This is a genomic window from Verminephrobacter aporrectodeae subsp. tuberculatae At4 (assembly GCF_000193225.1).
Taxonomy (GTDB): Bacteria; Pseudomonadota; Gammaproteobacteria; order Burkholderiales; family Burkholderiaceae_C; genus Acidovorax; species Acidovorax aporrectodeae.
In genome coordinates, this window is the sequence record NZ_AFAL01000341.1 from 1 (window position 1) to 331 (window position 331).

Consider the following 331-nt stretch of genomic DNA (forward strand, 5'->3'; position numbering starts at 1 on the left):
GCCCTTGAGCGTTTGCGCCGGCGCCAGCGTCTGCGCGGCGCGCGCGGGCCACCAGCCGCCCGCCAGGGCCGCCGCCACGCCGAGCGCGCCGTAGCCCAGGGCGGCCGGCGCGCTCCATTGCAGCGCGGGCTGCACGCCGGCAAAGTAGCCACCGCCCAGGTCGCCGCCGAGCAGCCGCAGCGCCGCGGCGGCCAGCGCGCTGCCCAGCGCGATTCCCGCCAGGCTGCCCACCAGCCCCAGCGCCGCCGACTCGGCCAGCACCAGCGCCAGGCGCTGGCGCGGCGTGGCGCCGAGAACGGCGAGCAGCGCAAACTGCGGCGCGCGCTGCGCC

The 331-nt window shown here is 80.7% G+C and carries 1 protein-coding gene; it reads right to left on the bottom strand.

From position 1 onward, the window contains the following. The coding region (locus tag VTU_RS26365; protein WP_010102588.1) for an FtsX-like permease family protein at positions 1-331 on the bottom strand (331 nt) is incomplete at both ends.